General features: G+C 75.8%; 20 protein-coding genes and 1 pseudogene. 8 read left to right on the forward strand and 13 right to left on the reverse strand.

Going from position 1 to position 23981, the window contains the following annotated elements:
* Positions 1-91: 91 nt before the first annotated feature.
* Positions 92-2389: a hypothetical protein gene (locus ACZ3J7_RS01685; RefSeq protein WP_465615731.1), complete on the reverse strand. Its 2298-nt coding sequence runs from the start codon at positions 2387-2389 to the stop codon at positions 92-94.
* 275 nt (positions 2390-2664) lie between these two features.
* Between ACZ3J7_RS01685 and ACZ3J7_RS01690 the strand changes: the two genes are divergently transcribed.
* Both ACZ3J7_RS01690 and ACZ3J7_RS01695 read left to right on the forward strand, forming a co-directional pair.
* On the forward strand, positions 2665-3573 hold the full coding sequence (locus ACZ3J7_RS01690; RefSeq protein WP_465615732.1) for a sigma factor-like helix-turn-helix DNA-binding protein: 909 nt from the start codon (positions 2665-2667) through the stop codon (positions 3571-3573).
* 77 nt (positions 3574-3650) lie between these two features.
* The gene (locus ACZ3J7_RS01695; protein ID WP_465615734.1) at positions 3651-4661 is read left to right on the forward strand and encodes a quinone oxidoreductase family protein; all 1011 of its coding nucleotides are present in this window, start codon (positions 3651-3653) and stop codon (positions 4659-4661) included.
* 35 nt (positions 4662-4696) lie between these two features.
* On the opposite strand, the gene ACZ3J7_RS01700 is transcribed toward ACZ3J7_RS01695, so the two are convergent.
* Positions 4697-5749, reverse strand: coding sequence for an LLM class F420-dependent oxidoreductase (locus ACZ3J7_RS01700; RefSeq protein WP_465615736.1), 1053 nt, complete (start codon positions 5747-5749; stop codon positions 4697-4699).
* Between the two features lie 275 nt (positions 5750-6024).
* Between ACZ3J7_RS01700 and ACZ3J7_RS01705 the strand changes: the two genes are divergently transcribed.
* The 5 genes from ACZ3J7_RS01705 to ACZ3J7_RS01725 all read left to right on the forward strand — a co-directional run bounded on the left by ACZ3J7_RS01705 (position 6025) and on the right by ACZ3J7_RS01725 (position 11636).
* Entirely contained in the window at positions 6025-6825 is an 801-nt protein-coding gene (locus ACZ3J7_RS01705) for a helix-turn-helix domain-containing protein (RefSeq protein WP_465615738.1), read from the forward strand.
* Positions 6826-7078: 253 nt separating this feature from the next.
* Entirely contained in the window at positions 7079-8356 is a 1278-nt protein-coding gene (locus ACZ3J7_RS01710; protein ID WP_465615740.1) for an FUSC family protein, read from the forward strand.
* Between the two features lie 205 nt (positions 8357-8561).
* Positions 8562-9287, forward strand: a complete 726-nt coding sequence (locus ACZ3J7_RS01715) for a hypothetical protein (protein WP_465615742.1) — start codon at positions 8562-8564, stop codon at positions 9285-9287.
* 125 nt (positions 9288-9412) lie between these two features.
* Positions 9413-10090: a class F sortase gene (locus tag ACZ3J7_RS01720; protein WP_465615832.1), complete on the forward strand. Its 678-nt coding sequence runs from the start codon at positions 9413-9415 to the stop codon at positions 10088-10090.
* Positions 10091-10412: 322 nt separating this feature from the next.
* Positions 10413-11636, forward strand: a complete 1224-nt coding sequence (locus ACZ3J7_RS01725; protein WP_465615834.1) for a polysaccharide deacetylase family protein — start codon at positions 10413-10415, stop codon at positions 11634-11636.
* 28 nt (positions 11637-11664) lie between these two features.
* Here ACZ3J7_RS01725 and ACZ3J7_RS01730 read toward each other — a convergent pair whose 3' ends face one another.
* The 4 genes from ACZ3J7_RS01730 to ACZ3J7_RS01745 form a co-directional block, all read right to left on the reverse strand.
* Positions 11665-13776, reverse strand: a complete 2112-nt coding sequence (locus ACZ3J7_RS01730; RefSeq protein WP_465615744.1) for a transglycosylase domain-containing protein — start codon at positions 13774-13776, stop codon at positions 11665-11667.
* 352 nt (positions 13777-14128) lie between these two features.
* Positions 14129-15973 carry a molecular chaperone HtpG gene (gene htpG / locus ACZ3J7_RS01735; RefSeq protein ID WP_465615746.1) on the reverse strand — a complete coding sequence of 615 codons (1845 nt, stop codon included), beginning with the start codon at positions 15971-15973 and terminating at the stop codon, positions 14129-14131.
* A gap of 191 nt (positions 15974-16164) precedes the next feature.
* Positions 16165-16866: a ribonuclease H family protein gene (locus tag ACZ3J7_RS01740; protein WP_465615748.1), complete on the reverse strand. Its 702-nt coding sequence runs from the start codon at positions 16864-16866 to the stop codon at positions 16165-16167.
* A gap of 81 nt (positions 16867-16947) precedes the next feature.
* Positions 16948-18381, reverse strand: a complete 1434-nt coding sequence (locus tag ACZ3J7_RS01745) for an MFS transporter (protein WP_465615750.1) — start codon at positions 18379-18381, stop codon at positions 16948-16950.
* 147 nt (positions 18382-18528) lie between these two features.
* Here ACZ3J7_RS01745 and ACZ3J7_RS01750 point away from each other — a divergent pair, with 147 nt between their 5' ends.
* The gene (locus ACZ3J7_RS01750; protein ID WP_465615752.1) at positions 18529-19443 is read left to right on the forward strand and encodes a helix-turn-helix domain-containing protein; all 915 of its coding nucleotides are present in this window, start codon (positions 18529-18531) and stop codon (positions 19441-19443) included.
* Here ACZ3J7_RS01750 and ACZ3J7_RS01755 read toward each other — a convergent pair.
* The 7 genes and pseudogenes from ACZ3J7_RS01755 to ACZ3J7_RS01785 all read right to left on the reverse strand — a co-directional run bounded on the left by ACZ3J7_RS01755 (position 19418) and on the right by ACZ3J7_RS01785 (position 23916).
* On the reverse strand, positions 19418-19924 hold the full coding sequence (locus tag ACZ3J7_RS01755) for a P-loop nucleotide/nucleoside kinase family protein (RefSeq protein ID WP_465615754.1): 507 nt from the start codon (positions 19922-19924) through the stop codon (positions 19418-19420). The two genes, ACZ3J7_RS01750 and ACZ3J7_RS01755, sit on opposite strands and share 26 nt — an antisense overlap.
* 102 nt (positions 19925-20026) lie before the next feature.
* Positions 20027-20431, reverse strand: a complete 405-nt coding sequence (locus ACZ3J7_RS01760) for a cold-shock protein (protein WP_465615756.1) — start codon at positions 20429-20431, stop codon at positions 20027-20029.
* Between the two features lie 110 nt (positions 20432-20541).
* Positions 20542-21327 (reverse strand): ABC transporter permease, encoded by a 786-nt coding sequence (locus ACZ3J7_RS01765; protein ID WP_465615757.1) that lies wholly within the window; start codon positions 21325-21327, stop codon positions 20542-20544.
* Positions 21324-22358, reverse strand: coding sequence for an ABC transporter ATP-binding protein (locus ACZ3J7_RS01770; protein ID WP_465615759.1), 1035 nt, complete (start codon positions 22356-22358; stop codon positions 21324-21326). The genes ACZ3J7_RS01765 and ACZ3J7_RS01770 overlap by 4 nt, the downstream gene beginning before the upstream one ends.
* 132 nt (positions 22359-22490) lie before the next feature.
* Positions 22491-23111, reverse strand: a complete 621-nt coding sequence (locus tag ACZ3J7_RS01775) for a dihydrofolate reductase family protein (protein WP_465615761.1) — start codon at positions 23109-23111, stop codon at positions 22491-22493.
* Between the two features lie 228 nt (positions 23112-23339).
* A pseudogene (locus ACZ3J7_RS01780) lies at positions 23340-23707 on the reverse strand (response regulator transcription factor); the annotation flags it as partial.
* Between the two features lie 14 nt (positions 23708-23721).
* Positions 23722-23916 carry a hypothetical protein gene (locus ACZ3J7_RS01785; RefSeq protein ID WP_465615763.1) on the reverse strand — a complete coding sequence of 65 codons (195 nt, stop codon included), beginning with the start codon at positions 23914-23916 and terminating at the stop codon, positions 23722-23724.
* Positions 23917-23981: the final 65 nt, after the last annotated feature.

Here is a 23981-nt window from a genome sequence, read left to right on the forward strand (position 1 = left end):
GCCGAAAGCCCTTCGTGTGGTCAAACTCGATCAGGAACCAGCCGGAAATGGTGAATCACGGGGTCTTTCGTTGAAGATCAGCGGTTCGACGTCAACTTTCAACACGACCGTCGACCAGGGCGAGCGCGAGCACCGAGCCGGGCAGCGCGGCGACCACCAGCCCGTCGGGGGTGACCGCGAGGGTGCGGACGGCGGCGCCGAGCCGGAGGTCGGCGCCGCGGTGCCGCTCGCCCCAGCGGCGCAGGCGGAGCAGGCCGTCGGACCAGGCGGCGGCGAGCAGCAGCCCGCCGGGGGTGGCGGCGAGGGCGACGGCGGTGACCGGGTGGGCGCGCCGGTCGACGGGGGCGGGCAGCGGGGGGCGGCCGGGCATCCAGGTCCAGACCCGGCCGTCCTCGCCGCCGCTGGCGACCAGGGTGCCGCCGTCGGCCTCGGCGACGCCGAGGGCGGTGACGGGGCCTTCGTGCAGGGGGTGTTCGGGGCGGTGGGTGGTGCCGGTGGAGATCTCGCTGTAGGTGGTCAGGCCGTCAGAGCCGCCGAACACCATGACGTCCCGGTGGGCGGCGACGGCGGTGCGGGCGTCGAGGGCGGCGAGCGCGCCGTCGGGGACGCCCTGGTGGCCGCGCACGGTGAGCGGGCGCAGCACGCCGGAGGCGTTCAGCAGCAGGGCGCCGCCGAACGGGGTGGCGGTCAGGGCGCGCGGGTGGGGTTCGGTCAGCGGCTCGGGTCCGTGGCGCAGTTCGCCGGTGGCGGGGTCGGCGAGGTGCAGCCCGGCGGCGTCGGTGAGCAGCAGGTGTCCGGCGAGCGGGCCGAAGCCGAGGGCGGCGGTGCAGGGGCCGTGGGCGGGGGTGTGCTGCCAGACGGCGCGCCAGCGGGTGTCGGCGCGGGCGGCGAGGGCGGCGCAGTGGGCGGCGGCTTCGGGGTGGCGGCCGGTGAGGTGGGCGTGCAGGACGGCGGCGCGGTCGGCGGGGCGGGCGGTGGCGGCCCGGTCGGGGGCGGCGCGGTGCCAGGCTTCGGCGAGCGGGGTGGGGGGTGCGCCGGCGTCCTCGGCGCGTTGGAACGCGGCGGTGACGGTGGCGGGTTCGGCGTGCAGCAGCAGGTCGATCTCGCCGAGCAGGGGGGTGGCGGGGTCGGCGGCGGAGGCGTGCCGGACGAGCAGGGCGAGGCGTTCGGGGTCGCTGGCGGCGAGGTCGGGGCCGCCGTCGGGCCGGACGGGTATGCCGCCGGCGACCTCCCACATCAGGGCGGCGTGGTCGACGGGCGGGCTGTCGGCGGTGACCAGGTCGGCGAGTTGCCGGGGGCGCAGGCGCCAGCGGTCGGCGACGGGGGGCGGGGGCAGCAGGGCGGTGGCGGCGGTGACGCCGGCGGGGTCGGTGCCGGGGAGGGTGGCCCACAGGGCGGTGCTGATCGGGCCGTCGACGCGGGCCAGCGCGGTGAGGGCGGCGCGTTCGGGGGCGGGGACGGCGTCCCACCAGGTCGCGGCGAGGGCGGTGGCCCGGTCGGCGGGCGGCAGCGCGGGGTCGGGGGCGGCGCCGGGGGTGCGGGCGGCGAGTTGGGCGAGGCCGGGGCTGGGGTGGGTGGTGGCGGGGTCGACGGGGTGGCCGGTGAGCCGGGCGCACCAGGCGGCGTACTTGTCGGGGTCGGTCCACTGGGGCTGGTCGAGGTCGAGGACGGCGCCGGTGGGGGCGGCGGCGGTGAGCGCGTCGGCGGCGGGGCCGTGGGCGGCTTCGACGACCAGCAGCAGCCAGGGGACGGAGAGCAGCGGGACGAGGAGTTCCCGGGCGAGGCGTTCGGGGGTGTCGGGCAGCCGGGGGCCGCCGGCCCGGTCGAGGTCGGTGACGACGACGGTGCGGGGGGTGCCGTCCTGGAGGGCTTCCAGGAGTTCGGCGGGTTCGCCGGCGGTGAGGCCGAGCAGGTCGGCGAGCCGGGTGGTGGCGGAGCGGACGGTGAGGCCCTCGGCGTCCAGCAGGGCGTGGACGCGGCGGCCGGGGCGCGGGTGGTCGGGCGGGCAGGCGGCGGCGAGCCAGGTCAGCAGGTGGGTGCGGCCGCTGCCGGAGGAGCCGGCGATGCGGCACAGCCGGGGGGCGCGGGTGTCCTCCAGCCAGGCCAGCAGGGCGCGTCCGGCGGGGCGGCGGCCGGCTTCGAGCGGGGGCAGGCCGGGGGCGTCGGGGGCGGCGGGCGGTGGGGGCAGCGGGCGGCCGTGGCGCGGGTTGGGCCGGTGGGCGCGGTCGCCGGCGGGACCGGGCGGGGTGCTGGCGCGGACGAGGTGGACGGGGATCCGTCCGTCGGGGTCGACGCCGTCGTCCAGCAGGTAGCGCCATGCCGTCCGCGGGTCCTGCCGGTGCTCCGCCCGGTCCGCGGGTCCGGCGCCGGCGCGGTTGTCGCTGTCCACTTGTGCCTGTCCTTCGTGTCCGTCCCCGTCGGCCGGTCCCCCAGGGCCGGTGCCCGGACGCCGAGGCGGGTCCGCCGGGTCCGTGGCGTCCGTCTTTTCGTCGTGGCACCGTCATGTCCGGCCGGGCTCAGCCTACTTGAGGTGCGCGGACGGCCGTCCGGGGCGGCGGGGCCGGTGTGAGCCGGGACACACCGGCGGGTCGGCGCGCAACGTTCCGCGGCCGGCGGCGCTCTCAGTTCCGGAACGGGTGCGGTGCGACGGCGAGAGGGGTAGCGGTGGACGGGGAGACGGTGGCGGAACGGGCCGGCCGGGAGTACGCGGAGCACCGGGGGCTGCTGTTCGCCGTGGTCTACGACCTGCTGGGCGTCGTCGCCGACACCGAGGACGTCCTGCAGGACACCTGGCTGGCCTGGGCGGCCCGGGCCGGCGACCCGGCGGCGGCGCCGGTGGAGCACCCGAAGGCGTACCTGGTGCGGATCGCGGTCAACCGGGCGCTAGCGCAGCGGGCGGCGGTCGGGCGGCGGCGCGAGACGTACGTGGGGCCGTGGCTGCCCGAGCCGCTGATCGGCCCGGAGCGGGCGACCCCGGCGGAGTGCGCCGAGCGGGCCGAGGCGGTGTCGCTGGCGCTGCTGGTGGTGCTGGAGACGCTGTCGCCGTTGGAGCGCGCGGCGTTCGTCCTGCACGAGGTGTTCGGCTTCGGCGGGGCGGAGACCGCCGCCGTGCTGGGCCGCTCCCCGGCGGCGGTGCGGCAGTTGGTGAAGCGGGCCCGCGAGCACGTCCGGGCCCGGCGTCCCCGCTACGAGCCCGCGCCGGAGGTCCGCCGCGAGGTGACCGAGCGGTTCCTGGCGGCGGCCCTGGGCGGCGACCTGGCCGCCCTGCTGCGGCTGCTGGCCCCGGACGTCACCCTGGTCGGCGACGGTGGCGGCAGGGCACCGGGCGGCCGCCGCCCGCTCACCGGCCGTGCGGCGGTGGCCCGCCTGCTCACCGGGCTCGCCCGCCGCCGGGCCGCCGGGGGCCCCGCCCTCGACCTCGCCTGGCGCACCGCCAACGGCGCCCCGGCCGCGCTGTTCTCCGCCGGCGGCCGCCCGTTCGCCCTGCTGGTGCTGGACCTGGCCCCGGGGACCGACCTGGTCACCGCCGTCCACGCGGTCTCCAACCCCGACAAGCTGCGCGTCCCGGCCTGACCCGCCCGGCGGGCCGGGCCGGGAATCGGATCCCCGCCGGCGGGGTTGGTGGGGCTTGAACCGTTGTTGGAGGGGTCATGCGAGCGATTCAGGTGGGCGGAGTGGGCGGTCCCGAGGTGCTGCGGGAGGTCGAGGTGGACCAGCCGGCGCCGGGTCCGGGCGAGGCGGTCGTGGAGGTCGCGGCGTCCGGGGTCAACTTCCTCGACGTCTACCACCGCGAGGGCCGGTACGGCCTCCCGCTGCCCTTCACGCCGGGCGCCGAGGGCGCGGGCACGGTCGTCGAGGTCGGGCCCGGCGTCGTCGACGTCGCGGTGGGGGACCGGGTCGGCTGGGTGGAGGTTCCCGGCACGTACGCCGAGCGGGCCGTCGTGGACTCCTCCCGGCTGGTGCCGCTGCCCGACGACATCGGCTTCGAGACGGCGGCCGCCGTGCTCCTCCAGGGCATGACCGCGCACTACCTCGTCAAGGACGCCTACCCGGTGCAGGAGGGCGACACGGTGCTGGTGCACGCGGCCGCCGGTGGCACGGGGCTGCTCCTGACCCAGCTGGTCACCCGTCTCGGCGGCAGGGTGATCGGCACGACGTCGACCGCGGCGAAGGCCGAGCTGGCGAAGCGGGCCGGGGCCGCCGAGGTGGTCCTTCCGGCCGAGGTCGACGACCTCGCGGCCGAGGTGCGGCGGCTCAACGGCGGTCAGGGGCTGCCGGTGGTCTTCGACGGCGTCGGCGCGCACACCTTCGACGCGAGCCTCGCCAGCCTGCGGCCGCGCGGCCGTCTCGTGCTCTTCGGCGCGGCGAGCGGTGCCGTGCCGCCGTTCGATCCGATGCGGCTCGCCCTCGGCGGTTCGCTGACCCTGATCCGGCCCAGCCTCGGGGACTTCGTCGCCGACCGGTCCGAACTGCTGCGACGGGCCGCCGACGTGTTCGAGTGGGTGCGCTCCGGGGCGCTGGAGGTCACCGTGACGGGCCGCTACGCCCTGTCCGAGGCGGCCCGGGCCCACCGCGATCTGGAGGCTCGGCGCACCACCGGCAAGCTGCTCCTCGTCCCCGGTGCGGCCGCTGGGGGGCGCCGCGAGGAGACGCGGAGCTGATCGCGGGTCCCGGCTGAGGGACCCCGCCGGGCCCCTCAGCCGGGACCCGGCCCGCCCGTGCGCGACCTCCCGGGGCGGAGCGGGCGGCCGCCGTGCGGGCTGAGGCGGGCCAGGAGGTCGAGGAGGCGGTCGGGGGCGGCGAGAGTGCCCGGGGGCGGGGAGACGTACAGCTGGACGGCGGTGACGCCGGGGAGGAGGAACTGCCGCAGCCGCTCGCGGACGTCCTCGGGCGGGCCGTGCAGGAACAGGTCGTCGACGAGGGCGTCCGGGAGGGCGCGCTGGGCTCCGAGGTGGTCGCCGGCGTCCCAGCGGCGGTGGGTCTCGGCGAGCAGGTCGCCGTTGCCCAGCCAGGCGTGGAACCTGCGGTAGGGCTCGCGGTTGAGGATCCAGGCGAGGAACGGCCGGGCGGTGCGGCGCGCGTGGGCGGCGTCCTCGGTCGGGCAGACGAAGACCTTGACGACGAGCTCCTTGCCGGGCGGCTGCGGGCCGACGGCGTCCAGCACCCTGGGCAGGTCCCGGGCGCGCAGCAGGTTGGTGACGGCGCCGTCGCCCTCGGCGAAGCCGAGCCGGAGCATGCCGGGGCGCAGCGCGCCGAGGATGACCTTGACGGGTCGGTCGGGCGGGTGCGGCAGTCGGTAGCCGGCGATGGAGAAGGTGTCGAAGTCGCCGGCGACGTGTTCGCCGCGCAGCGCGGCGGTGAGGAAGCGCAGCACGTCGCGGGTGCGTTTGAAGGGTTCGTCGAACGGGATGCCGTTGATGTCGGTGACGTGCGCGGGCACGGACGCGCCGATGCCCAGCAGGACGCGTCCGGGGGCGAGTTGGGCGAGGGTGGCGGCGGTCTGGGCGAGGACGGCGGGGCCGCGGGTCTGCACGGGGACGATGCCGGTGGCGATCCGCAGGCGCGACGACCAGGCGGCGGTGGCGGCGAGCGGGGTGAACGCGTCGGTGCCGCCGCCTTCGGCGCTCCACACGTCGTCGTAGCCGAGGTCGGGGAGGCGTTCGACCAGCGGGCGGTGCCGGTCGAGGGTGAGGCCGGGCAGTGGCAGGGTGAGGCCCCAGGCGGGTGCGGGTCGCGGGGTGTCGGTCATGGCGCGGTGGGTCCTCCCGGTCCGGTGGTCCGGACGGGCCCGGGCGGCCGCCGCCGGCCGGGCTCCGTCCGGTTCGAGGTTCGCGGACGGCGCGCGGGCCGGCCAGCCAGGCGTTGGTACGGTGACCGCTGGTCATAGGACCGGGCCGACTCCCTTGCCGGGCGGCGGGGTTCGGCGCCGTGTGAGGAGTTTGTTGCGGGACCGGGCGGCGGCGCTCCCCCGCCCTACGCTGGGCCGGAGTACCGAGCGATCCACCCGCGACGAGGAGCGAGCCCGTGCCCACCCCCGCCACCGGCCCGGAGCTCGGCGCGTTCCTGCGCGCCCACCGCGAGCTGCTGCGGCCCGCCGACGTCGGCCTGACCGCGACCGCCCGGCGCCGCACGCCGGGGCTGCGCCGGGAGGAGGTCGCCTCGCTGTCCGGGGTCGGCCTGGCCTGGTACACCTGGCTGGAACAGGGCCGGGTCGCCGCCTCCCGGCAGGTCCTGGAGGCGGTCGGCCGGGCGCTGCGGCTGGACGCGGCGGGCCTGCGGCACGCGCTGCGGCTGGCCGGGTACCACGAGTCCGCGCCCGCCGGGGACGACGGGGACGACGGCGCGGCCGGGCGGCTGGCCGCCGCCGTCCGCCCGGTGCTGGAGTCCTGGCCGGCCAGCCCGGCCGTCCTGCTCGACCGGCACTTCGACCTGCTGGCCTGGAACGCCGCCTGGACGGCACTGTGCGGCGACCCGGAGGACGTGCCCGTCGACCGCCGCAACCTGCTCTGGCTGCTCGCCGTCGGCCCCCGGCTGCACGCGGTCCTGCCCGACTGGCAGCCGCTGGCGATGAACGTCTTCCAGCACTTCCGCGCCCAGGCCGGCCCGGCGCTCGCCGGTCCCCGCACCGAGGAGCTCTACCGGCGCCTGGACGCCGACGCCCCCGAGCTGCGGCACTGGTGGGGCTGCCACTCGGTCGCCCCGCTCACCGCGCGCACCCTCCTCGCCCACCCGCCCGGCGGCGTCCCCGTCCGGCTGACCCTCAGCTCCTTCCACCCGGTCGACGACCCCACGGCCCTGGTCCTGCTGCTGACCCCGGTCCCCTGAGACCGGCCGCCCCCGGCCCGCCGGGGCCTCGCGCCGCGTGCCCGCCCCGGGGCCGGAGGTCTCGCGGATCGCGCCGTCGTCGACGGCGGAGGGCCGTTCCACCACGGACGACGTCTCCGCGCACTCCTGGAGACCACCGACCTGACGGTCGACCAGGTCGCCCACCGCAGCGGCCTCGGCTCCGGCGGGTCCGGGGCAGGGGTCCGCGCGCCGTCGCGGTGTGCGGGACCTCCGGAGGGATAGAAGGGTCTGCATGCGATTTGTTCCGGAGTCGGTGGCGTCCCTGGTGCGCCGTGGGGCCAGGGACCCGTTCGTCGTGCAGACGGTGCGGGCGACCGTGGCGGCGACCCTCTCGTACGTGGTGGCGACCTGGCTGAGCAGGGAACCGGCCCCGCTGACGGCGCCGCTGACGGCGCTGCTGGTGGTGCAGGTGACGGTGTACTCGACGCTGACCACCAGCATCCGTCGGGTCAACTCGGTGGTGGTCGGGGTGCTGATCGCGATCGGGTTCTCGGCGGTGGTGGGGCTGTCCTGGTGGAGCCTGGGGCTGATCATCCTGGCGTCGCTGGTGGTGGGGCGGTTCGTCCGGGTGGACGAGTTCGTCCAGGAGGTGGCGATCAGCGCGATGCTGATCCTGGGCGTCTCGCAGGTGACCACGCAGGCGTGGGACCGGGTGCTGGAGACGGTGATCGGGGCGAGCGTCGGCCTGCTGTTCAACCTGGTGATAGCGCCCCCGGTGTGGGTGGACAAGGCCGGCGAGTCGATCGAGGACCTGGCCCGCCGGGCCCGGCACCTGCTGCTCGGGCTGGCCGAGGAGCTGGGGCGGCCCGTCCCGGTGGAGCGGGCCGCCGAGCGGCTGTACGAGGCCCGGCAGCTGGACCACGCGATCGCCCAGGTGGACGGGGCGCTGCGGCAGGCCGAGGACAGCCTGCGGCTCAACCCGCGGATCAGCGAGGGCCTGCTGTCCCGGCTGGTGCTGCGCACCGGGCTGGACACGCTTGAGATCTGCGTGGTGGTGATCCGGGTGATCGCCCGTTCGCTGACCGACCTGGCCAAGCGGCGCGGCTCCGGCGAGCGGCTCTTCCCCGACGACGTGGCGGTGGCCCTGGAGGAGCTGTTCGAGCACGTGGGCGGCGCGCTGGTGAGCTTCGCGGTGCTGGTCACCACGCAGGTCAGCCGCAACGCCGAGGAGGCCGAGCAGCGGCTGGCCGCCGAACTCGCCGCCGCCTGGTCCTGCCGGGAGAACGTCGCCCAGCTGCTGCTGCGCCGCGTCCAGGAGCATCCGGAGGCCTGGCAGTTGCACGGTTCGCTGCTGGCCGAGGTCGACCGGATCCTGGACGAGCTCGACCTCGAACACCGCGGCCGCCGCCTGATGGAGGAGCTCGACCGGGCCGCCGTCGCCAACCGCGACCGCTTCTCCCGCTTCGCGGGCCTGCGCCGCCTGGCCCGCGGCGAGCGCCTCCGCCCGCGCCGGCGGCGCCGCCGGCGGCCGGAGGAGGCCCCGGCGGCGGCCGGCCCGGCCGCGGAGTAGGACGGCCGGCCCCCGGCCCGGAAGTGCCGGGGGCGGGGGCGGCGGCCGCGCGTTCTAAACCCGCGGGCACCCCCGCCCTGGGCCGTCGGGGGGAAACGTCGTACCGGTTCGGGTGTGTTGTGACGGACCGTCAGCTGCCGACGAGCACCCTCGGGGAGGTGTCGGCGGCGTGCCGGCAGCTCCCGTCCAGCCCCCCGGAGTCCTCATGGCCCACTCCCCGACCGGTCGGCGCCCGCTGCCGCGCGCGGCCGCCCTCGTCGCCGCCGTCGCGCTTCCGCTGGCCGCGTCCGCCCCCGCGTCCGCCGCAGTCGGCGACAACGGCGACGTGAAGATCCACAACCTCGATACGCCGACGGGCAGTCAGAACGACGAGCCGAAGGTCTGCGACTTCTACCTCGACGCGTTCGACTTCGACACCCTGCAGCAGGTGACGTGGCACATCGACCAGCAGCCCCCGACCGGTACCACCCCGAACGTGCGCACCGGGCAGATCGCCCTGACCGCCGGGCAGGGTTTCACCGGGACGGTGTCGCCGCGGCTGCCCGACGGGCACTACAAGCTGTTCTGGAACTTCACCGGTGAGGACGGCGACGCCAAGCACAAGGTGTTCACGGTCGACTGCTCGGGTGTCGGCAGCAGCCCGCCGCCCAGCGGTTCGCCGTCCCCGGTGGGCAGCGGCGTCTCGCCGTCGCCGTCCGCGTCCTCCTCCGCGTCCCCGTCGCCCGGCACCTCCCCCTCCGGCAAGGGCGGCAGCGGCGGCCCGGGCACCTCGGGCCCGGGCGGGCCGGGGCGGACGCCGCAGGGCGGGGTCGCGGCCGGTGCGGGCGGCTCCTCGCGCGACCTGAACCCGGCGGAGGTCGCCGTCGGCGCCGCCCTGATCGCGGGGGCGGGCTACCTGGTCGTGCGCCGGCGCCGCCGCACCCGCCGTTGACCCGACCCGACCGGCCCGGCAGCGCCGACCGACCGCCCGGGCCCGGCCTGCCCGGGCCTGGCGCCCGGCAGCGGGCGGCCCGGCGGCGCGCCCGGGCCGCCCGGGCCGCCCGCCTGCGGCGGACCGTGCGGGTCGGCGCCGCGGCCGTCGCGCTGCTGTGCGGCGTCTGGCTGGTCGACGACGGGCTGACCACCAGCCAGCCCCCACCGCCTCCCCCGGCGCCGGCCGCGACGGGTGCGCCGGGCCCGCCGTCCGCGCCGGGCGCCCAGGCGCCGCCGTCCCCCGCCGGGGCGGCCGCGTCCTCCCCCGCCGCGGCGTCCCGGCCCGGGCCGGGCGTCGCGGCGCTCGGACCGTCCGACCCGGTCCGGCTGCGGATCCCGTCGATCGCGGTCGACGCCGCGTTCACCCCGCTCGGCCTGGACGCGGCCGGGGCGCTGACCACCCCGCCGCTCGGCCGCCCGAACCTGGTCGGCTGGTACCGCGACGCCCCCGCGCCCGGCGCGGACGGCACCGCCGTGGTGGTCGGCCACGTCGACGACAAGCGCGGCCCGGGCGTCCTGTACCGGCTCGGCCTGCTGCGCCCCGGCCTGACCCTGACCGTCACCCGGAAGGACCGCCGGAGCGCCGTCTTCACCGTCGACGCCGTGCGCTCCTACCCGAAGGCCGCCTTCCCCGCCGCCGAGGTGTACGCCCCGGCCGGCCGCGCCGAACTGCGCGTGATCACCTGCGGCGGCCACTACGACCGGCACACCGGCTACGACTCGAACACCGTCGTCTACGCCCACCTGACCTCGGTCTCCTGACCGCGCCCTCCCGGATGCCGCCCGACCCGCCTCCGGACGGGCCCTAGAAACCGCCCCGCGGCAAGGGGACCGGCGCCGTCCACTCACCGACACCGCCGCCGGGATCCACTCCCCCGGCGGGGACGCCCGCCCCCGCCCTTCCGGCGTTCCGGTCCGCTGCCGGTGACAACCGACCCCCCGCCTAGAGTCGTCCAATGAACGGATGGTGCGATGTCCGGTCGGGCCACCGCAGGGACGCGGCGGTCGGTGGAACGGGACGGGGAACAGCGGAACAGTGAAGAACCACAGGCGCAGGGAGCGGCCGGGAGCGCGGGGCCGGGCCGTGAAGGTGGCGCTGGCGGTGCTGGCCGCGGGCGCGGTGACCGCGCTGGCGTTGACGCTGGTGCTGGACGACGGGGCGGGGCCGGGGTCGGGGTCGTCGTCCGGGGCCGCGGCGGCGGGCGACGGGGTCGCGGCGTCGCCGGGGTGGGACGGGAAGGTGAAGGTGCTGGGGGACGGCTCGATGTCCGACACCGGGCCGCAGCCGCACCAGTTGAAGCCGGAGAAGCTGAAGCCGGGCGAGAAGCCGCCGCAGTTCGTGGTGTTCTCCTGGGACGGCGCGCTGGAGAACGACGACCACCTGTTCTCCCGGTTCCGCGAGCTGGCGAAGGCGAACGACGCGACGATGACGTTCTTCCTGAGCGGCATCTACCTCGTCCCGAACGGGAAGCGCGGCCTCTACCGGGCGCCGAAGCACGCGGCGGGCAGTTCGGCGATCTCCTTCCCCACCGACGAGCACGTCAAGGAGACCCTGGCGCAGCTGCGGCTGGCCTGGCAGGACGGCGACGAGATCGGCACCCACTTCAACGGGCACTTCTGCACCGACGCCGGGGACGCGGGTGGCGGCTCCACCTGGACGGTGGAGGACTGGAAGCAGGAGATCGACCAGGCGTACGCGTTCGTTGCGAACTGGCGGACCAACACCGGTCTCACCGCCGAGGCGCCGCTGCCGTTCGACTACGCCAAGGAGCTGGTGGGCGGCCGGGCGCCGTGCCTGGAGGGGCAGAAGAACCTGCTGCAGGCGGCGAAGTCGTACGGCTGGCGGTACGACGCGAGTTCGCCGGGCGAGTTCCAGGTCTGGCCGTCGAAGGTGGACGGGATGTGGAACTTCCCGTTGCAGCTGCTGCCGTTCGGCAACACCCAGGTGCTGTCGATGGACTTCAACTTCCTGGCCAACCAGTCGGGGGCCAGCACCGAGGGCGACCCGAAGAAGTACCCGGCCTGGGAGAAGCAGGTCCGGGAAGGCTACCTGGACGGCTTCGAGCGGGTCTACAACGGCAGCCGGGCGCCGCTGTTCATCGGGAACCACTTCGAGACCTGGAACGGCGGCATCTACATGCAGGCGATCCAGGACGTGATGGAGGCGGTCTGCCGGAAGGACGGGGTGCGCTGCGTCTCGTTCAAGGAACTCGCGGACTGGATGGACGCCCAGGACCCGAAGGTGCTGGAGAAGCTGCGGCACCTGGACCCGGCGCAGTCGCCGGACTGGCCGAGCTACCTGGGGTGACCGCGCCCGGGGGCACCGCGGCGCCGGGTCAGCGCGCGGTGCCCCTGGTGTAGGCGGCCCAGATCCCGGCCGGGATCGCGGCGTCGGGGGCGTTCTGGGCGGTGCCGCCGATGCCGGTCAGCGGGAGCAGTTCCAGGGTCTTCAGGTCGAGCCGGAAGACGGTGACGGCGGTGGAGACGTCGCCGTGGTAGCCGACGAACCAGCCGGCGTCGTGGTCCTGGGTGGTGCCGGCCTTCGCGCCGCTGTCGGCGGCGGCCGCCTTGGCGTCCTTGCCGAGGCCGGGGACGTCCTTGCCGAGGCCGTCCTTGGCGGCGCCGCGCAGCGCGGTGTCGACCTCGGCGGCCACCTGCGGGCTGAGGGCCTGGACGGTCGCGGGCTTGTCGACGGCGACCCGGCCGCCGTTGCGGGTGACCTCGGTGACGGAGTACGGGTCGGTGCGCCGGCCGCGGGCGTCGAAGGCGGTGTAGGCGTCGGCGAGCCGGATCGCGCTGGGGGTGGAGTTGCCCAGGGTGTAGGCGGGCGTCAGGTCGCCCATGCTCTCGGGGAGCAGGCCGAGGGCGAGCGCGGTCCTGCGGACGTTGTCCAGGCCGACGTCCATGCCGAGCTGCTGGAGCGGCCCGTTGACGGACTGCTCGACGGCGGCGCGCAGCGTGAGCGGGCCCCAGCTCCGGCCGCCGTCGTTGGTGGTCTTGGCCTTCTTGCCGTCCCGCCCCCAGTAGGGGCCCTCGGGGGTCTGCAGGTCGACGCCGTTGTCGCCGTTGTAGGTGGTGGTGGGCTGGACGGGGGTGCGGGGGCCGTTGCGCTCGCGCTGGACGCCCTGGGCCAGGCCGGCCGCGTACACCAGCGGGGTGAAGGCCGAACCGGCGGGCACGTTCACGGTGTTGGCGTTGTCGAAGCCCTGCTTCAGGTAGTCCGGGCCGCCGTAGACGGCGAGGATCCGGCCGTCGGTGGCGACCGAGGCGGCGCCGATGTGGACGTTCTGGTCGGCGGGGCGGTGCTCGGGGTCGAGCTTCTTCGCGGCGTTCTGGACGGCCTCGGTGAGCGCCTCCTCCTTCGGCTTCTCGAAGGTGGTGTAGATCTGGTAGCCGCCGAGGTCGAACTGGGCCGGGGTGATGTCGGCGTGGCTCTGCGCGTAGCTCTTGGCGAGGTCGACCAGGTAGCCGGTCTGGCCGTTCAGGCCGACCAGCGGCGGGGCCGGGTCCGGTTCGGGGAAGTCGGTGTACTTGGCGCGGTCGGCGGCCGAGAGCTTGCCGATCCTGACCATCCGGTCCAGGATCCAGGACCAGCGTTCGACCGCCCGGGCGTGGTTGTCGGCGCCGAGGGCCGGGTCGTACAGCGAGGCGCCCTTGAGCGTCGCGGCGAGGAACGCGCCCTCGCTGACGTCGAGTTCGGAGACGTCCTTGCCGTAGTAGGCCTGGGCGGCGCGCTCGATGCCGTAGCTGCCGCGGCCGAACCAGCTGATGTTCAGGTAGCCGCTGAGGATCTGCTCCTTGCTGACCTGCTGGTCGAGCTTGAGCGCGATGAACATCTCGTCGAGCTTGCGGGAGAAGTCCTGGCGCTGGTTCAGGTAGGCGTTCTTGACGTACTGCTGGGTGATGGTGGAGCCGCCCTGGGTGTCGCCGCCCGAGCCCATCCGGTAGAGCGCCCGGCCGATGCCCTGGAAGGAGATGCCGGGGTCGGAGTAGAAGGTCTCGTTCTCGGCGGCCAGCACCGCCCACTGCACCGGGGTCGGCACCTGGTCGAGCGGCACGTCCTGCCGGTTGACCAGGCCGGTGCGGGCCATCTCGGTGCCGTCCGCCCAGTAGAAGACGTTGTTCTGCTGGGTGGCGAAGGCGTTCAGGTCGGTGGGGATCTCGGTGGTGGCGTACAGCACGCCGGCGGTGCCGAACAGCAGCGCGCAGCAGGTGGCGGCCAGCAGCAGGAGCTGGCGCCAGGACGGCAGCCAGCGCCGGACGCCGCTGCGGCCGGCCCGGGGATAGTCCGGGCGGCGGAGCCGGGCCGGTGTCCGGCGGCGCGTGCGCTCGGCGCGCGGGCGGGCGGACCGTCCGCGCGAGCGCGGTCGGCGCCTGGCGCCGCGGCCCGGGGGCCGCTCGGACGGTCCCGCCGCGTCGTCCCCGCTCCCTGGCTGGCCAGGCACCATCAGCACTCCGCTCCTTCGCCGGGCGACCTTCGTCACAGCTCAGACGCCCCTAGCCCACCACACGTTTCAGGGGGCGTCGTGTGATCAACGCCACTGTGCGGATCGCGGTCCGGACCCATGTGGGCATGTCCACGGGCTGACGGGCCGACAGGTCGCCGTGCGATCTGGGAAGTTCCGCCGACCGCCCTTGACCGGGGCGGCCGGCCGCCCCCGGAAAGCCGGAACCGGATCGTGATGATGGCGGACGAAGCACACGACATCCCGACATGCGGAGCGCGTTCCTCCACGTCACCGGGGGTGCCGCCCGGGCGGCACCCCCGGGAGGAACGGGGGCGTGGTCGCGGTCCGGGGGTCAGACCGTCCGGGCCAGGCGGTCGGCGAGCAGCTTGGCGAAGCGGGCCGGGTCGGCCAGGTCGCCGCCCTCGGCCAGCAGGGCGGTGCCGTAGAGGAGTTCGGCGGTCTCGGTGAGGGCCGGGTCGTCGGCGCGCTCCTCGTGGGCGGTGCGCAGGGCGCCGACCAGGGGGTGGTCCGGGTTGAGTTCGAGGATCCGCCGGGCGGGCGGGACGTCCTGGCCCATCGCCCGGTACATCTTCTCCAGGGTGGGGGTGAGGCCGTCCGCGTCGCTGACCAGGCAGGCGGGCGAGTTGGTCAGACGGGTGGTGAGGCGGACGTCCTTGACGTCGGTGAGCGTCTCGCCCAGCCAGCCGAGCAGCGCCGCGTACGAGCCGGTGCGCTCCTCGGGGACCTCGTCGGCGGGCAGGTCGACCGCGCCGCGGGCGACCGAGCTGAACTCCTTGCCGTCGTACTCCGGGACGCTCTCGACCCAGATCTCGTCGACCGGGTCGGTGAGCAGCAGGACCTCGTACCCCTGGGCCCGGAACGCCTCCAGGTGCGGGGAGTTCTCGACCTGGGCGCGGCTCTCGCCGGTCATGTAGTAGATCTTGTCCTGGCCGTCCTTCATCCGGGCGACGTAGTCGGCCAGGCCGGTGGGCTCCTCGCCGGCGGTGCTGGCGAAGGAGGCGACGTCCAGGATCGCCTTGCGGTCCTCGGCGGGGTCGAGCAGGCCCTCCTTGACGGCGGGGCCGAACTCGCGCCAGAAGGTGCGGTACTTCTCGGCGTCGCCGGCCATCATCTCCTTGACGGTGGCCATCACCTTCTTGGCGAGCCGGCGGCGGATCAGCTGGATGTGCCGGTCCTGCTGGAGGATCTCGCGGGAGATGTTCAGCGACAGGTCGGCGGCGTCCACCACGCCCCTGACGAAGCGCAGGTGGTCGGGGAGCAGCTCGCGGCTGTCCTCCATGATGAACACCCGCTTGACGTACAGCTGGACGCCGTGGCGGCCGTCGCGCTGGAACAGGTCGTGCGGGCGGCGGGCCGGGATGAACAGCAGTGCCTCGTACTCGAAGGTGCCCTCGGCGCGCAGCCGGATCGTCTCCAGCGGGTCGGTCCAGTCGTGCGCGACGTGTCGGTAGAACTCCCGGTACTCCTCCTCGTCGACCTCGTTGCGCGGGCGGGCCCAGAGCGCCTTCATCGAGTTGAGGGTCTGCTCGCCGGTGCCGTCCGGGCCCGCGGTGCGGATCGGGAAGGCGATGAAGTCCGAGTAGCGCTTGACGAGCCGCCGGACGGTCGACGGCTCCGTGTAGTCGTGCAGGCCGTCCTCGCCGTCCTCCGGGCGCAGGTGCACGGTGACCGAGGTGCCCTCGGGGGCGTCCGCGACCTCCTCCAGGGTGTAGGTGCCCTCGCCGGCCGACTCCCAGCGGGTGCCGGTCTCCTCCCCCGCCTTGCGGGTCACCAGGGTGACCCTGTCCGCGACCATGAAGGTCGAGTAGAAGCCGACGCCGAACTGGCCGATCAGCTCGGCCGGCTCCTTGCTCTCGCGCAGCCGCCGCAGCGTCTCCGCGGTGCCGGAGCGGGCGATCGTCCCGATCAGCCCGACGACCTCGTCCCGGGTCATGCCGATGCCGTTGTCGCGGACGGTCAGGGTGCGGGCGTCCCGGTCGAGCTCGATGTCGATGTGCGGGTCCTCGACGCGCAGCCGCTCGTCGGTGAGGCCGGCCAGCCGCCGCTTGTCCAGCGCGTCCGACGCGTTGGAGATCAGCTCGCGCAGGAAGACGTCCTTGTTCGAGTAGATCGAGTGGACCATCAACTGCAGCAGCTGCCGTGCCTCGGCCTGGAACTCCAGCGTCTCGGTGCTCATGGGGTCCTTTCTCCAATGCGTGACGGTGCGGGTACGCGAGCACGCGCTCCGTCGCAATCTGACACACCGGCGGCGGCCCGGACAAACCCCGTGGCCGCCGTCGCGACCGCCGCCCCCGGGCCCTGCTGGGCTCGGGGGCGGCCGGGACGGGCGGACGGGACGGTCGGGCGGGGCTCAGGCGTGGGAGGGGCTCAGGCGTGGGCGGCGGCGCAGTCGGGGTGGCCCCAGCTGCCGCCGACCTTGCCGATGGTCTCGCCCTTGCCGTAGGAGCGCCCGCAGGGGCAGCGGCCGGGGAACTTGGCGGCCAGGGTGCGGCCGCCTCCGCCGCCCGAGGAGGTGGAGGTGGAGGCGGAGGCGGAGGCGGTGCGCTTGGGGGCGGCGCGGCGAGCGGGGGCGGCGGCGACCGGGTCGGGGACGGGGAGGTCGGGGGCGGTGCCGGCGGCGGCCTGCTGGGTGCGGGCGGCGTCGCTGGCGGCCTTGTCGGCGATGGCGTTGAGCGGGTCGCCGTCGACCTGGTGGGCGGGGACGTAGACGAACTCGACGTCGCGGCCGGTGAGCAGGGCGTCGATCCGCTGGATCAGCTCCTGGTTGGCGACGGGCTTGCCGGCCGCGGTCTTCCAGCCGTTGCGCTTCCAGCCGTGCAGCCACTTGGTGACCGCGTCCCGGGTGTAGGTGCTGTCGAGGCGCACTTCGAGCGGCGCGGCCGGGTCGGTGGCCTCCAGCAGGCGTTGCAGTGCCGTCAGTTCGCCGACGTTGTTGGTGTTGCGCCCCAGCGGGCCGGCCTCCCAGCGCTGCGGGGTGCCGTTCGCGTCCGCGACCACGAACGCCCACCCGGCGGGTCCGGGGTTGCCCTTGGCCGCTCCGTCGCAGGCGGCGATGACTCGTTCAACCATCCCTCGATCATGCCAGCCCGCGCCCACTGCCCCGTCCCGGCGGCGTGGGCGCGACGGTCCGGGGACCGGTCCGGGGACCGGTCAGGGGGCCGGTCGGGGGGCCGGTCGGGGACGGCGGAGGAAAACGGTGAGCAGGACGCCCAGCAGGACGAGGAGGGTGTTGGCGAGGACGGCGAGGGTGACGGCGTCCAGGACCACCGGGGCGGTGGGGTGGGCGCCGGCCCGGGCGGCGACGACGGTGCTCATCACGGGGGTGCCGAGGGTGATGCCGATCTGCTGGGTCATGGTGGCCAGGCCGGTGGCGAGGCCCTGCTCGCGGTCGGGCAGGCCGGAGGTGGCGGTGACCATGAAGCCGACGATGACGTACATGTTGCCGACGCCGCCGACGAAGGTCGCCGCGAGCAGCAGCCACAGCGAGTCCTGGCCCGGGCCGAGCAGCAGCAGGGCGGCGGTGGCGGCGGCCTGCACCAGGCCTCCGGCCACCAGGGTGGCGCGGGTGCCGGCGGCGGCGATCAGGCGGGCGGCGGTGGCGCCGCCGAGGACGGTGCCCAGGCCCAGCACGCCGAAGGACAGGCCGGCCGCGAGGGGGGTGAAGTCGAGCACCTCCTGCAGGTAGAGGGTGAGCAGGAAGACCAGCGAGGTCTCGGTGAGGAAGGCGATCAGCCCGGCCGCGTTGCCCCACACCACGCTGCGGCGGCGCAGCACCGGCAGCGGGACGAGCGGCGCGGCGGCGCGGCGCTCGACGGCGAGGAAGAGCAGCAGCAGGGCGGCGCCGAGGCCGAGCGTGCCGAGCGCGAACGGGTCGGTCCAGCCGGCGGTGCCGGCCCGGGTCAGGCCGTGGACGAGGGAGAGCAGGCCGAGGGTGACGGTGAGCGCGCCGGGCAGGTCGAGCTTCGGGCGGACGGCGGGGCGGCTCTCCGCGATCACCCGGGGCGCGGCCAGCAGCACCGCGAGCGCCACCGGCACGTTGACCAGGAACGCCCAGCGCCAGGACAGCAGGTCGGTGAGCACGCCGCCGAGGACCGCGCCGGCGGTGAACCCGGCCGACATCAGCGCGCCGTTCAGGCCGAGCGCCCGGTCGCGCAGCGGCCCCTCCGGGAAGGAGGTGGTGAGCAGCGCCAGGCCGGCGGGGGTGACCATCGCGGTGGCCAGGCCCTGCGCGACGCGGGCCGCGATCAGCACCGCCGGTCCGGTGGCCAGGCCTCCGACCAGCGAGGACGCGCCGAGCAGGGCCAGGCCGAGCAGGAACAGCCGCCGCCGGCCGAACAGGTCGGCGATCCGGCCGAACAGCAGGGTGAACCCGGCGGCGGACAGCGCGAACGCCGTCCCGATCCACTGCAGGTCGCCGAGCGGGAAGCCGAGCCCCGCGCCGATCGCCGGCAGCGCCACGTTCAGGATCGAGAAGTCCACGGCGAGCATGAACTGGGCGACCAGCAGGACGGTCAGGGTGAGGAGTTGACGGTGCGTCAACTTCCGTTCGGGGGTGGGCGGTCGGACGGTGGTGATGGTGGCCATGGCCGGGTTTCCCCTCGTCGCGTTCGGCGGTGACGAGAGGAGCCTGCACCGGGCCGGACGGCCCACCCAGCCCCCTGCGGAAGGTAGCACCGGCAGGGATACCCTGCGCCGGCCACCGGGGCGCCCCGGCCGGGCAGACTGGACGGCATGGAGACATCGACCGCCCTCGGGGAGTTCCTGCGCACCCGGCGCGCCCAACTGCGCCCCGAGGACGCCGGGCTGACCCCGTACCCGGGCCGCCGCCGGGTGCCCGGGCTGCGCCGCGAGGAGCTCGCGCTGCTCGCCGGGGTCAGCGCCACCTACTACACCCGGCTCGAACAGGGCCACAGCGCCAACGCCTCGGACGGCGTGCTGGACGCGCTGGCCCGGGCGCTGCGGCTGACGGCGGACGAGCGCGCCCACCTGTACGACCTCGCCCGGCCCGCCAGGGCCGCCCGGGGCGGTTCGGTGAAGCCCGCCAGGGTCCGGCCCGCCACGAAGCACCTGATCGACGCGATGCCGCAGGTGCCCGCCGTCGTCCTGGACCGGGGCAACGACGTGCTCGCCTGGAACGCCCTGGGCCACGCCCTGCTCGCCGGGCACCTCGACCCGGCCTCCCCCGACCGTCCGGCCGAACGCCCCAACCTGACCCGGCTGCTGTTCCTCGACCCGCACACCCGGGAGCTGCACGCCGACTGGGAGGAGGACGCCCGGGTCGCGGTCGCCGCGCTCCGGCTCGCCGTCGGCCGGCACCCCGAGGACCGGCGACTGGCTCAGCTGGTCGGTGAACTCGCCATCCAGAGCCCGGAGTTCGCCGCGATCTGGGCCCGCCACCCGGTCCGTGACTGCGCGGTCGGCAGCAAGTCCTTCCGGCACCCGCTGGTCGGCCCGCTGCGGCTGCACTTCGAGAGCCTGCCGCTCTCCGACGGCACCACCCACCGCGTGCTGCTCTACGGCGCCGCCCCGGACGGCCCGGACGCCGCCGCGCTCACCCTGCTCGCGAGGAGCCTCGGGACGGCGACCGGCACGGCGGCGGCGCGGGCCGCGACCGGGGCGGTCAGCCGGCCGGAGGCTGCGGAATGACCCGCTCGCCTTCGCCGCGCGGCTCCTCGAAAGCGGCCTGGTAGCGGTCGAGCAGCGCCCGCTCCACGGTGACGGCGTTCGCGCCCCGCCGGGCGTTGCGGACTTCGAGGCGACGGTCCAGGGTCGACCGGTCGGCCTTCAGGTGGACCAGTTCCCAGCGGCAGCCGTGCTCCTCGACCAGCGCCTTGTAGTCGTCGCGGGCGGCGCGGCTCCAGAAGCTGTAGTCCACGACCACGTCCCGCCCGGCCCGCATCAGGGCGATCAGCTCCTGCCGCTGCTCGCTCCGGACCTCGTCCTTGAGCCGGTCGAACTCGTCCTCCGTGAGCACCAGGCCGGCGTCACGTCCGCCGAGCCGCCGCCAGACCGCCTCGTCGATGGAGAGCCGGACGTAGCCGCGCCGCTCCAGCCCGAGCGCGTGGGTCGTCTTGCCCGCCCCGGGGAGACCGCACATCAGGACCACCGTGCCCACCCGCTCCACCATCCGGGCAGTCTAGGGCCGTCCGGGGGCGAGCCGCCGGGAACGGCGACGGCGGCCGTCCCCCGTCGGGGGCGGCCGCCGTACCGGGGCGCGTGGGCGGGCGGGTCAGCCGATCCAGCCGTGGCTCTTCGCCAGCTGCAGCATCGCCGCGCGGACCTGGAGGATCTGGGTGCCGGTCAGCGACGGGGCGGACTCCAGCAGGGCCTCGGTGACGTCGTCGAGGTAGTCGTCGGAGGCCAGCGGGTCGTCGTCGTCCACCGAGCGGAGCGCCGTCCGCTCCACGGCCACCGGGGCCTTCGGGTCGACGCCGGGGGCGAGCTGGACCGAGGAGGCCTTCGGACCCCGGTCGCCGTCCTCGATCTCGAAGACCACCGCCAGGCCCGTCCGGATGTAGGACTCCGGGATCAGCAGGTCGTTGACGTGCAGGAACACGTCCTCCCCGCCCTGGTCCGGAGCGATGAACCCGTAACCCCGCGAACCGTCGAACCGCACCACGCGACCGGCAACCATGCCAACCCCCAAGACACCTTTGGGCCCCTTGCCCGAAACCTGCGCCCGAGGATAGCCCCGTCGCGGCGGCGAGGCGAACCCGGCGGCGGACCCGGCCGGCCCGGCACCCGTCAGGCGTCCCGGGCGCGCAGCGTCACCCAGCCGGCGGCCAGCGCGGCCGCCGCCCACAGCGCCAGCACGCCCAGCCCCTGCCACGGGCCGATCGGCAGCGCCGCGACACCACGGGTGACCTGCACGTTCAGGCCGGCGGGCAGCGGGGCGAGCTGCCGCAGCAGGCGCTGCCACCCCGGATCGGCGACCACCCCGATCAGGACCGGGAAGGTGAACAGCAGGGCGAGGACGGTGCCGATCGCCGCCGCCGAGTCGCGCAGCGCCGTGACCGCGCCCAGGCCGAGCAGCGCGACCAGCAGCAGGTACAGCACCGACCCGGCGGCGGCCCGCAGGGTCGGCCCGTCGGCGAGGGACAGCGCCAGGTAGCCGTGCGCGGCGGTGAAGCCGTTGCCCGGCAGCAGCAGCCGGGCCGCCGCCAGCGAGCCCGCCACCGCGAGCGCCCCGGCCGCGAGCACCGCCGCGGCCAGCACCGCGGCCTTCGCCGCCAACACGGCGCCGCGCCCCGGCACGGCCGCCAGGGTGGTGCGCAGCAGGCCGGTGCGGTACTCGTTCCCGGCCGTCAGGACGCCGAGCACCGCCGCCACGACCTGGCCCGCGAGCACCCCGGAGAGCGCGGTGCGGGGGGCGTCCGCGCCGCAGTCGGCGGCCGGGCAGACGGTGGCCCCGCTGGTGCCGGCGCCGACCGCGACGGTCAGCAGCAGCGCCCCGGCGAGGGCGGCGACCCAGCCGGGCACGGTGCGCAGCTTGGTCCACTCGGCGCGCAGCAGCTGCGGGAAGCCGCTCACCTGGCCTCCTCCCGGCGGTCGGCCGGGGCCCCGGTCGGGGTCTCGGTCGGGCTCTCGGCCGGGGCCCCGGCGCGGTACTCGACGGCGGTCCGGGTGAGTTCCAGGTAGGCCTCCTCCAGGGTGGTGCGGTGCGCGGCGACCTCGGCGAACGGGACGGCCGAGGCGGTGAGCAGGGCGACGATCCGCTCGGGCCGCAGGCCGTGGACGGTGAGGGTGTCCCGACCATCGGCGGAGGCCTCCGGACCGGCGGACGCCTCCGGACCGGTGGAGCTGACGGTCGCGCCCGCGCCGGCCAGGACCCGGCGGGCCCGTTCCGGGGCGGGGGTGCGCAGGACGACCCGGCCCCGGGAGGCGTCGGCGAGCAGCGCGGCGACGGTGGTGTCGGCGACCACCCGGCCGCGCCCGACCACGATCAAGTGGTCCGCGGTGTCCTGGAGTTCGGCCATCAGGTGGCTGGAGACCAGGACCGCCCGGCCCTGCCCGGCCTGTTCGGCGAGCAGGGTGCGGATCCAGCGGAAGCCCTCCGGGTCGAGGCCGTTGAAGGGCTCGTCGAGCATCAGCACGGGCGGATCGCCGAGCAGGGCGGCCGCGATGCCCAGGCGTTGGCGCATGCCGAGCGAGAACGGTCCGGCCTTGCGCCGGGCGGCCGTCCGCAGGCCCGCCAGGTCGAGCACCCGGTCGACCCGGCGGGCGTCGATGCCCTGCGAACGGGCCAGCCACAGCAGGTGGTTGCGGGCGGTCCGGCCCGGTTGCAGGGCGCCCGCGTCGAGCAGCGCGCCGAGGTGGGCGAGCGGGCGGCGCAGCTCGCGGTAGGGGCGGCCGCCGACCAGCGCGGTGCCCGCGTCCGGCCGGTCCAGGCCGAGGACGACCCGCATGGTGGTGGACTTCCCGGCGCCGTTCGGGCCGACGAAGCCGGTGATCCGTCCGGGGTGCACGGTGAAGGTCATGCCGTCCAGCGCCTGCCGCGCGCCGAAGCGCTTGCGCAGGCCGGTGACGCGGATGGTGGCCGGGTCGGCCGTGTTCTGCTCCATGGTCGTCGAGCGTAGGAATCCGGACCCGGCCGGGTCGTCACGGCGGAGAGCGATCCTCGGGGCCCGCGCGGGCGCCCGCGGTGGCTCGCGCGGGGGACGGCCGCCTCCTCCCCGGGGAGGACCCGCGCGCGGTCAGCCCGCCTGCAGGGCGGCCATGTCGCCGGTCTCCGGGACGCCGTCGGCGAGGCCGTAGCGCAGCAGGACGGTGCCGCGCGGGCTGGCGGCCGGGGGTGCGAGCAGGGTGAGGTTGCCGGGCACGGTGCCGGTGCCGAAGACCCGCTTGCCGGTGCCGAGGACGATCGGGTGCACCCACAGGTCGAGCCGGTCGAACAGCCGCTCCCGGAGCAGGGTCTGCACCAGGTCGAGGCTGCCGACCACCCGGATCTGCTCGTGCCGCTCGCGGATCTCCCGCACCGCGGCGGGCAGGTCGGGGCCGAGCAGGGTGGAGCCAGCCCAGTCGAGTCGCGGCTCGCCGCGCGAGGCCACGTACTTGGGGACGGAGTTGAAGAGCGCCGCGAACGGGCCGTCCCCGGCGGTGGGCCAGTAGGCGGCGAAGATGTCGTACGTCCGGCGGCCCAGCAGCAGCGCGTCGGTGCCCTCGTACGCGGCGTCGACCTGCGCCCCGGAGACCTCGTCGAGCAGCGGGACCTGCCAGCCGCCGAAGGCGAAGCCCTCCGGGTCCTCGTCGGGGCCGCCGGGGGCCTGGCCGACGAGGTCGAGGGTGGTGAACAGCTCGATCTGGATGAGACCCATGGTGTCGCTCCCGTGCGGGTGGGTGGTCCGGCGGATTGTCCTGTCAGGGGTACGGACGGCGCGGGGCGGCCGGACTCATCGGTGAGCGCCGGTTCTTCTCCGCCGCCCGCCCCGGGCGTCCCCCGCCAGGTTCGCGGACGCCCCGCCCGGGGCGGTGCGTCGACGCGTGGCCGAGCGGGTGAGGTCGGGACGCGGCGGCAGCGCGGGGGCCGGGGCCCGGGTCACGGGTCACGGGGCGTCGTTCCGGAGCCCCGGCACCACCAGGCCGGTCTCGTACGCCGTCACCACGGCCTGGGTGCGGTCGCGCAGGCCGAGTTTGGCCAGGATGCGGCTGACGTGGGTCTTCACCGTCTCCTCGGCGACCCGCAGGCGGGCGGCCAGTTCGGGGTTGGACAGGCCCTCGGCGACCAGCCGCAGCACCTCGGTCTCGCGCGGGGTGAGCGCGCGCAGCCGGCGGCGACCACCCGGACCGCCTCGAAGAGCAGTTCCGCGGTGGACTCCTTGAGCAGGAACCCGCCCGCCCCGGCGCGCAGCGCGTCGTAGACGTGCGCGTCCAGGTCGAAGGTGGTGAGGATGAGCACCCGCGGCGGGTTCGGGCCGCCGGGCCCGGCTACCGGGCGCCCCGCCCGGGGTGCGGCCAGTCCGGGATGTCCCGGACGTGCACCCGGTCGTCGCACCAGGCGCACTCCCACTCGCCGAGGTCGATGTCGTAGGCGAGCCGCCCGCAGTGCACGGGGATCGGCTGACTCCCGAGGGAGGTCGTCTTCCAGTCGGCGCGCAGCACCGTCGCGTTCGTGTCGCTCATGGAAGGCAGCGTGGCAGGTCCCACTGACGGACGGTCAGTTCGGTGCCGGGGGGCGGGGGCCGACG

This window comes from Kitasatospora sp. NPDC015121, from assembly GCF_055562955.1.

Excerpts from the sequence above, each read along its gene's own strand:
- ACZ3J7_RS01750 (WP_465615752.1), top strand. The coding sequence starts at position 18,529 with ATGGAGACATCGACCGCCCTCGGGGAGTTCCTGCGCACCCGGCGCGCC.
- ACZ3J7_RS01745 (WP_465615750.1), bottom strand. The coding sequence starts at position 18,381 with ATGGCCACCATCACCACCGTCCGACCGCCCACCCCCGAACGGAAGTTG.
- ACZ3J7_RS01700 (WP_465615736.1), bottom strand. The coding sequence starts at position 5,749 with ATGACCGACACCCCGCGACCCGCACCCGCCTGGGGCCTCACCCTGCCA.
- ACZ3J7_RS01775 (WP_465615761.1), bottom strand. The coding sequence starts at position 23,111 with ATGGGTCTCATCCAGATCGAGCTGTTCACCACCCTCGACCTCGTCGGC.
- ACZ3J7_RS01695 (WP_465615734.1), top strand. The coding sequence starts at position 3,651 with ATGCGAGCGATTCAGGTGGGCGGAGTGGGCGGTCCCGAGGTGCTGCGG.
- ACZ3J7_RS01715 (WP_465615742.1), top strand. The coding sequence starts at position 8,562 with ATGGCCCACTCCCCGACCGGTCGGCGCCCGCTGCCGCGCGCGGCCGCC.
- ACZ3J7_RS01730 (WP_465615744.1), bottom strand. The coding sequence starts at position 13,776 with ATGGTGCCTGGCCAGCCAGGGAGCGGGGACGACGCGGCGGGACCGTCC.
- ACZ3J7_RS01785 (WP_465615763.1), bottom strand. The coding sequence starts at position 23,916 with ATGAGCGACACGAACGCGACGGTGCTGCGCGCCGACTGGAAGACGACC.
- ACZ3J7_RS01760 (WP_465615756.1), bottom strand. The coding sequence starts at position 20,431 with ATGGTTGCCGGTCGCGTGGTGCGGTTCGACGGTTCGCGGGGTTACGGG.
- htpG (WP_465615746.1), bottom strand. The coding sequence starts at position 15,973 with ATGAGCACCGAGACGCTGGAGTTCCAGGCCGAGGCACGGCAGCTGCTG.
- ACZ3J7_RS01755 (WP_465615754.1), bottom strand. The coding sequence starts at position 19,924 with ATGGTGGAGCGGGTGGGCACGGTGGTCCTGATGTGCGGTCTCCCCGGG.
- ACZ3J7_RS01740 (WP_465615748.1), bottom strand. The coding sequence starts at position 16,866 with ATGGTTGAACGAGTCATCGCCGCCTGCGACGGAGCGGCCAAGGGCAAC.
- ACZ3J7_RS01710 (WP_465615740.1), top strand. The coding sequence starts at position 7,079 with ATGCGATTTGTTCCGGAGTCGGTGGCGTCCCTGGTGCGCCGTGGGGCC.
- ACZ3J7_RS01770 (WP_465615759.1), bottom strand. The coding sequence starts at position 22,358 with ATGGAGCAGAACACGGCCGACCCGGCCACCATCCGCGTCACCGGCCTG.